The organism is Cellulosilyticum ruminicola JCM 14822 (assembly GCF_001311925.1).
In the GTDB taxonomy this organism is placed as follows: Bacteria; Bacillota; Clostridia; order Lachnospirales; family Cellulosilyticaceae; genus Cellulosilyticum; species Cellulosilyticum ruminicola.
The window spans coordinates 1-7,773 of the sequence record NZ_BBCG01000094.1; the positions used below are offsets into that span (position 1 = coordinate 1).

8 protein-coding genes are annotated in these 7,773 nt (G+C 36.1%); 6 read left to right on the forward strand and 2 right to left on the reverse strand.

Annotated features, from left to right (window positions below; genetic code table 11):
• The first annotated feature begins 189 nt into the window (after window positions 1–189).
• The 6 genes from JCM14822_RS17220 to JCM14822_RS17245 are packed head-to-tail and all read left to right on the forward strand — an operon-like array spanning window position 190 to window position 4,886.
• The gene (locus JCM14822_RS17220; protein WP_054743732.1) at window positions 190–789 is read left to right on the forward strand and encodes a C39 family peptidase; all 600 of its coding nucleotides are present in this window, start codon (window positions 190–192) and stop codon (window positions 787–789) included.
• A gap of 56 nt (window positions 790–845) precedes the next feature.
• Entirely contained in the window at window positions 846–1,853 is a 1,008-nt protein-coding gene (locus tag JCM14822_RS17225; protein ID WP_054743734.1) for a glutamate ABC transporter substrate-binding protein, read from the forward strand.
• A gap of 26 nt (window positions 1,854–1,879) precedes the next feature.
• Window positions 1,880–2,539, forward strand: a complete 660-nt coding sequence (locus tag JCM14822_RS17230; RefSeq protein ID WP_054743735.1) for an amino acid ABC transporter permease — start codon at window positions 1,880–1,882, stop codon at window positions 2,537–2,539.
• Entirely contained in the window at window positions 2,536–3,351 is an 816-nt protein-coding gene (locus JCM14822_RS17235) for an amino acid ABC transporter permease (protein ID WP_054743737.1), read from the forward strand. Before JCM14822_RS17230 ends, JCM14822_RS17235 begins: the two co-directional genes overlap by 4 nt.
• 33 nt (window positions 3,352–3,384) lie before the next feature.
• Entirely contained in the window at window positions 3,385–4,134 is a 750-nt protein-coding gene (locus JCM14822_RS17240) for an amino acid ABC transporter ATP-binding protein (protein WP_054743740.1), read from the forward strand.
• A gap of 20 nt (window positions 4,135–4,154) precedes the next feature.
• Entirely contained in the window at window positions 4,155–4,886 is a 732-nt protein-coding gene (locus JCM14822_RS17245) for a class II glutamine amidotransferase (protein WP_054743742.1), read from the forward strand.
• Between the two features lie 418 nt (window positions 4,887–5,304).
• Here JCM14822_RS17245 and istB read toward each other — a convergent pair whose 3' ends face one another.
• Together istB and istA are read right to left on the reverse strand one after the other, a co-directional pair.
• Window positions 5,305–6,063 carry an IS21-like element helper ATPase IstB gene (gene istB, locus JCM14822_RS17250; protein ID WP_054743744.1) on the reverse strand — a complete coding sequence of 253 codons (759 nt, stop codon included), beginning with the start codon at window positions 6,061–6,063 and terminating at the stop codon, window positions 5,305–5,307.
• A complete protein-coding gene (istA, locus tag JCM14822_RS17255) occupies window positions 6,063–7,607 on the reverse strand; it encodes an IS21 family transposase (RefSeq protein ID WP_054743746.1) in 1,545 nt (514 codons plus the stop codon). The genes istB and istA overlap by 1 nt, the downstream gene beginning before the upstream one ends.
• Window positions 7,608–7,773: the final 166 nt, after the last annotated feature.

Genomic DNA, 7,773 nt, shown 5'->3' on the forward strand with positions numbered 1-7,773 from the left:
CTTATGAAATGACAATCCGAAACATTTACCAGTTACTTTAGGGGGGGATTGAATAGTTATAATAGGTTATAAATTTTGGTTATAATAAATATTTTATAAATTATTGACAATAAAAATATATAATGATAATATCTAATAAATATAAAAACTACTAATTTAGTAGGAATTAAAATAAAAGAAGGAAGAGAAATGCTTTATATTAATCAACTCGAACATGAAAATATTTCATATCTCACGGATTTAGATCATCCCAAAAGTGATTTTGCAACAAAAGGAACGATAAAGGTTGCTGGCTGTGGTATTTGTGCTATTTGTATGGTTTTAGATAGATTGTCAGATAAATCATTAAGCCTTGAGGATGCTGTAAAGATTTCATATGCTGTAGGTGCAAACAGAGAAATTGGAACCGACATGAGTCTTTTAAGCAAAGCTTTTGCAAAGAAGTTTAATTTTTATGTGGAGTTTTCTGATGACATAAATGCTTTAATAGAATGCCTTCAGGATGGTGGATGTGCCATCATTAACGTAGGAGGAGATCATGATGATCATATTGGAGTATTTTCTCATACAGGTCATTATATTACAGCAGTTAGCTATAAAGAAGGTGAGTTTATGATCTTAGATCCATCTAGAACGCCTGATAAGTTCAAGGAAAAAGGCAGGGGGATGGTACGGGAAACAAAAGATGCGGTCTTTGTTTCCTTAACGACCATTGAGGCGGATACAAAAAATAGAACACCTTCCTATTATCTATTTAAACAAAAGGTTCTTATAGAATCTATTGATTAGGTTAGTATCAAGTATTAAATATTAAAATGAGTATTACTTATGAGGGGGAGAAAAATATGAAGAAGATATCATTAAAGTTAGCATCAATACTTATGATAACAGCATTTGTTGCAACATCAGTGACAGGATGTGGTGAAAAAGAAGAAACAGTAGCCACACAAACAGCAGCAGAAACATCAGAAAGTACAGAGGCATTAGCAGCACAGGAAACTGAGAAGGATGCAGAAGAGTCAGCATTAGTAGCAATTAATAAAAAAGCTTTTGATACATTAGTTGCACAAGGTCCAGTGGCGGATGATGCAACCATTCAAGCAAGTGAGTGGGCAAAAGCAATTAAGGAAGCAGGTAAATTAAGAGTTGGTGGCACAAGAACATCATTCCTCTTTAGTCAGTTAGATGAGACAGATGAAGGTGTTCGTGGATTTGATGCAGGTCTTTATCAGCTACTTACTCGTTATATCTTAGGTGATGAGTCAGCATATGAATTAACACAGGTGGATTCAAGTACAAGAGAATCTGTCCTTCAGAGCGGTCAGGTAGACGCAGTATTTGCAACCTACTCAATTACACCAGAAAGAGCAAAGGTTATTTCTTTTGCCGGTCCATATTACACATCTCAACAGGGAATCTTAGTTGCAGCAGGAAAAGAAGATATTACTGGTGTTGATAGCCTTGCAGGAAAAATTGTTGCTACGCAGGCTGGATCAACAGGACCTGATATTTTAGCAGAGTATGCACCTGAGGCAGAGATTCAGGAGTTTGAGTCAGACCAAGAAGCACGCGCAGCACTTGAGCAAGGTCGTGTTGATGCATATGTTACAGACTATACATTACTCCTTAACTCAATTGTAAAGAACCCAGGCGTGTATCAAATTGCCGGTGAAGCATTTGGATCAGAAGATAATTATGGTATTGGACTTCCAATTGATTCTGATGGTGTCCAGTTTGTAAATACTTTTCTTAAACAGATTGTAGAAGATGGAACATGGGAACAGTTATGGAAGATTAGTCTTGGAGATCGTACAGGAATTAAAGATGTTCCAAGTGTTCCTGTGATTGAATAAGATTAAGTTCATTTTTAGGAGATTATATGTCTATTTTGGAGTTATTATCACAATTTGGAGACAAGTACTGGCTGGCACTATTAACAACATGGAAACTTACAACAGTTTCGTTTATACTAGCATTTTTGGCTGGTGTGGTTATTACAGTTATGCGCATTTGTCCTATAAAGCCGTTGAGAAACTTAGGAGATTTCTATGTTCAGATTTTTAGAAATATACCAGGTTCAGCACTCTTGATTCTTTTGGTCTATGCCTTCCCTTATTTAAAGATGGTTTGGTCATACTATACTTGTGTTCTAATTGCTACAACGATTATTCCTTCAGCTTTTTGCTCGGAGTATCTTATAGCAGGAATAAATACAATTGAAGTAGGACAAATTGAAGCAGCAAGGTCGCTAGGAATGAACTTTGGAAAGATCATAAAGAATGTGGTGCTTCCACAGGCAATTAGATCTAGTGTTCTTCCGATGACCAATCTGCTTGTGGCTACAATGCTTACTACAGCATTAGCTTCACAGGTACCGCTTAAACCAACAGAGCTTACAGGAATCGTTTCTTATATCAATACACATGCAGTAGGTGGAGTGACAGCATTCCTTATTTCGGCAGTTATGTACTGTGCAACAGCAGTAGTGATAGGTCAGATTGGAAATTTAATTGATCGAAAGGTGAGAATCATGCGATGAGCTTAGAAAATGTTTCAATAAGAGATGTACTTTATGAGGCACCAGGCCCAAAGACACGAATGAAAATAAGAATTGCTACAGCAATTTCTATAGTTATAATGATTGGATTATTAGCAGTCATTGTTCGTCAGTTTTATATAACAGGTCAGTTGAAAACTAAATATTGGTCATTTTATGGAAGAGTAACAACATGGTTATTTCTTGGAAAAGGACTTTTAGGAACTTTGAAAGTTGCTGTTATATCGGGTGTTATAGCGTTTCTGACTGGCATGCTTCTCATGATGGGAAGGATTAGTAAAAGTAAGCTATTAAATGGAGTAAGTGCAGTAATCATAGAATTTAGTAGAGGTGTTCCAACCTTACTTTTTATTTATTTTTTCTTTTTAGTTGCACCACAGTTTGGTCTTAAGCTTCCTGCTTTTTGGAAGATATCAGTTCCAGTAGCTCTTTCAGCTACAGGGGTTGTGGCTGAAGTACTTCGCAGTGGTGTGAATGCAGTGCCAAAGGGGCAGACAGAAGCTGCTTTTTCTCTAGGTATGACAAATAGAAGTGTTTTTTTTAAAATCGTTTTTCCTCAGGCTTTTATGTATGTTATACCCGCTCTTATAGCAGAGATTGTCATTGTACTTAAGGATACAACCTTTGCTTATGTAGTTAATTATTCAGACCTTATGCAGAACTCAAAAGTACTGATTAGCAATTATGATGCCCTGCTTTCAGTTTACTTGGTAACAGCAATTATTTATATCCTTATAAATTATATGCTAAATAGAATTTCAGTTAAGCTGGCAGGAAAGAATCCGTTATTTTGAGTAGGAAGATAATTTTTAAAGAGGAATATATCAATGGAAAATAGAGAAACACCAGTTATAGAGTTAAAACATGTTAACAAGCATTACAGCCATTTACATGTTTTAAAGGAGATAAATCTTTCAGTAAAAAAAGGCGAGGTAGTCGTTGTAATTGGGCCATCAGGTTCAGGTAAATCTACGCTTTGCCGAACAATTAATAGACTTGAAACCATTGATTCTGGAGAGATATTTATTGACGGAGTAACTCTTCCAGAAGAGGGAAAACAACTTGCAAAGCTTCGTTCACAAGTGGGGATGGTATTTCAGTCCTTTAATCTTTTTGCTCATAAAACAATATTAGAAAATGTGACAGTTGCACCTATAGATGTACTTCATATTTCTAAGAAGGAAGCAAAAGAAGAAGCTATGAAGCTTTTGAAGAGAGTTGGTGTTGAGTCTCAGGCAACAAAGATGCCAGCTCAGCTTTCTGGTGGACAGAAACAGAGAGTGGCTATTGCTCGAGCACTTGCTATGCATCCTAAGGCCATCCTTTTTGATGAGCCTACTAGCGCTCTTGACCCAGAGATGATAGGTGAGGTTTTAGAAGTTATGGCGGAGCTTGCAAAGGAAGGAATGACGATGATTGTTGTTACTCATGAAATGAATTTTGCTAGAAGAGTTGCAGATAGGATCATCTTTATGGATGGTGGTGCAATATTAGAGGAAAATACGCCAGAGGAGTTCTTTAATAATCCGAAAACGCAACGGGCTAAGGAATTTTTGAGTGCTATTAAAAATAAATAGTATCGAGGTGAAAAGCTAGAATGTGTGAATTGTTTGGGGTTTCAGGAAAGAATCCGATACAATTAAACCATTATCTAAAGGAGTTTTTTGAGCATAGTACTGTACATCTTCATGGTTGGGGAATGGCAAATTTTGATGGTGAAATACCGGCGATCGAAAAGGAAGCAGTACCTGCGTTTGAAAGTAAGATTATCGAAGAAAAGCTAAAAAAACATATAGTTGATACTAATATGTTTGCTCATATTAGATTGGCAACTCAGGGAGGTATAGGGACGGAAAATTGTCATCCCTTTTATCAAAAGGATCAGTCGGGACGAAGTTGGACACTTATTCATAATGGAACCATGTTTAACTGTCCTATTTTGGATAAGTACAAGAAAGTGCAGATTGGAAGGACCGATAGTGAGAGAATTTTACTATACATAATAGATGAAGTAAACCAGAGACAAGCTCAAAGGGGATATGGTCTAACAAAGAAAGAGAGATTTAAGCTTCTAGATGAAATAATATGTAGGATTACTAAGAATAATAATAAGGTTAATCTTTTAATTTATGATGGGGAACTTTTTTTTGTTCATACAAACTATAAAGATACACTGCATTATAAAAAGGTTAATGACACCATAATTTTTTCTACTGTTCCTCTAGATCAGGGGAAGTGGGAGGATGTTCCGTTTACAAGACTTTTAGCGTATGAAAAAGGTGGTCTTAGTTTTACAGGAACAAATCATGGAAATGAATACATTAAGTAAGTCAGCAGTGGTAATTCATGTGATATATAAGATTAGGAGTTTAGAGATAAAGTATTTGAGCAATCAGAAATACAAGTGAATGATTAATGGTGGTTACGAGATGATACTCTTTTAGGGTGTTTCGTAGCCATCATTTTTCATGTAACGCTTATATGAACGTGATATAATTTGAAAAGAAATAAAATGAAGATAATGAGGATATAGAGAGAACAAATGAGCTTTAATTAATTAAGGAGGTATTTATGAGAGAGTTATTTGAAATGGATTTAAATGGTCCTCTGTCAAGATTTAGTACAAATTAAAATGAGAGAGTTTTCTTATTGATTATTTCGGCTCGCCAGAGCCACTGTTCCGTTATGTATTGAGCCGTGTTCACGGCTCAAAGTGAGCCACCTTTTCGCTAGGTGAGCCACTACAATTATGAGAGATCACTTGTTTCTTGTAATCCCTTTCTTTTTCTCATGGAATCCTCTCCATCAATAAAGATCGTATAGGAATCATGGATAATGCGATCTAGTATTGAATCTGCAAGGGTACTTTCACCAAGTTTTGAATGCCAGCCTCCTGTTGCAAACTGAGAACAAAAAATTGTTGATGCATTTTTGTATCGTGCTTCTATGATTTCTAGTAGGTCTCTTACTTCTGTATTAGTAAGTGGCACAAGCAACCATTCGTCAATGATGAGAAGACTTACTCGTTTGTAGTTCTTTAGCACTTTCTGATAAATGCCTTGTCCCCTTGCAACTGCAAGTTCGTCTAAAAGCTCTGGAAGTCGGATATACTTAGTACTATAGAAATTGCGGCATGCTGCAATTCCAAAAGCACAGGCAATATAAGTCTTTCCAGCACCCGATGCTCCTAATAAGATGATGTTGTGGTGCTCAGCTATATAATTGCATGTAGAAAGCCTTGTGATCTGTGCTTTATCTAGTTTCCTATCTAAGTGATATTCTATATCTTCTATGCAAGCCGCCGACTGACAAAGAGCGGCTTTCTTAATGAGTTTTGAAAGTTTATTACTTTTTCTTCTTGACCATTCTAGATCTACAAGTAATCCTAGACGTTCTTCAAAAGATAATGTTGCAAATGCAGGATCTGTTAGTTGATTACGATAGGCATCTGCCATAGCAGTTAATCGCATTTCTGTAAGTTTTGAAATAGTCGTTTCATTGATCATTATGATCGCCTCCCATAATACTCTGCACCTCTGATAAATCCAAAAGATCTATCTTCATCATTATTAGTAACAAATACATCTTCCTTTTCAAGTTTATCTTGTCCAGTCTGCAAGATGGTCTTTATCGTTTTATAACTAGGATGAGGTGTATAGGTGAGGGCTTTTTCACAAGCTATTTCCACTCTTGCAACAGAGTATTTATCAGCAAGTTTTAGAAGTGCAAGACATGGTTTGTAACCCTGTTCTTCAATCTTATAGGAAGCCAAGATAGCTTTTATAACAATCACCGTAGATGGACCAACATTTTGAGCCCAATCAATAAACCGTTTAGCATTCCATTCAACGTACTTTTTGTGTTTTTCAGGCATATGATCATTGACTGTGCTATATTGCCCAGGTTTTCCATAAAGCCTTGGATGAGAACAGATGCGTGTATTATTATAAAAAACTTCGATTACATTTTTAGTGATCCTTACATCTACTTTATACTTGATATATTCATAAGGAACACTGTAATACATTTTATCGACAGCAATGTGATAGTTGAACTGAACGGTTGCCACTTTCCAGAGTGCTAGCTCGTAGGGCTTTTTAGGAAGAGGTATAAGCATTTCTTTCTCTTCATTGATAAAAGTATCATAGCGATTGCCTTGTTTCTTTTGAAAAGGCCTGTGGTTAAAATCATAGAGCTTTTCTTTTATACAGGTATTAAGTTCTTGAAGTGAAAAGAAGGTTTGATGTCTAAGAGCTGCAATGATCCAAGTAGATATATCGCCTACAGTGCCTTCAGCACTTGGCTTATCTTTTGGTTTTCTAACTCTTGCTGGTATAACAGCTGTGTTATAGTGTTCTGCCATTTCATGATACGTTTTATTAATAGTAGGATTATACCATGATGATCTTTCAACACCTGTTTTTAGATTATCAGGCACAAGTATTCTAGTAACACCACCAAAAAATTCAAAAGCATGGACATGTGCAGTAATCCAGCATTCTTGGTTTTGTGATAGAAATGCTTCTACATAAGCGTATTGACTACTTGGTAAAGTAGCCACAAAAACATATGCAGGTAGTTCTGCACCTGTAATAGGGTCAGTAATAGAAGCTGTTTGTCCAGCCCAATCCACTTCAAGTTTTTCGCCAGGTTTTCTTTGGATATGCATAGTTGCTTTAGTTTTCGTAGCAAACTCACGATAATACTTACAAAACTGTGTATACATCAATGGAATGTCATGACTTAACCTACATGTTTCACAATACTCATTCCATAAAAGGCTTAATGTAACACCACTTTTAGCCATTTCTTTATGGATGTACTCATAATCTGGGAGTTTGCGTGAAGAGAGATTATTTTGTTTAGGAAACAAACATTTAGCAAGCATTTCATCAGACATGTTTTTAGGTAATGGCCATGAAATACCACTTTCTTCAGCACGCTTAAGCGTTTTAGCAACTGTATTTCTCGAGCATTCACAACTGATCGCAATACTTCTACCACTAATACCTTGACTATTCAGCCTAAGGATTTCACGATACTTCGACATAGGGAAGCCTCCTTGAAATAATTAATTTACACCTAAAATAAGTGCATAAATTAATTATTGCCAAATTTTACAATTTGGCTCACCCTGCGTGATAATGGCTCAATTTTTTGCGTGAAGGTGGCTCAACTTAAGCGGTTTAGATGCTCTGAAAGAGCATATTATTCAT

Bases quoted from the DNA above. Each gene is read 5' to 3' on its own strand.
- JCM14822_RS17220 (WP_054743732.1), top strand. From the start codon at position 190: ATGCTTTATATTAATCAACTCGAACATGAAAATATTTCATATCTCACG.
- JCM14822_RS17225 (WP_054743734.1), top strand. From the start codon at position 846: ATGAAGAAGATATCATTAAAGTTAGCATCAATACTTATGATAACAGCA.
- JCM14822_RS17230 (WP_054743735.1), top strand. From the start codon at position 1,880: ATGTCTATTTTGGAGTTATTATCACAATTTGGAGACAAGTACTGGCTG.
- JCM14822_RS17235 (WP_054743737.1), top strand. From the start codon at position 2,536: ATGAGCTTAGAAAATGTTTCAATAAGAGATGTACTTTATGAGGCACCA.
- JCM14822_RS17240 (WP_054743740.1), top strand. From the start codon at position 3,385: ATGGAAAATAGAGAAACACCAGTTATAGAGTTAAAACATGTTAACAAG.
- JCM14822_RS17245 (WP_054743742.1), top strand. From the start codon at position 4,155: ATGTGTGAATTGTTTGGGGTTTCAGGAAAGAATCCGATACAATTAAAC.
- istB (WP_054743744.1), bottom strand. From the start codon at position 6,063: ATGATCAATGAAACGACTATTTCAAAACTTACAGAAATGCGATTAACT.
- istA (WP_054743746.1), bottom strand. From the start codon at position 7,607: ATGTCGAAGTATCGTGAAATCCTTAGGCTGAATAGTCAAGGTATTAGT.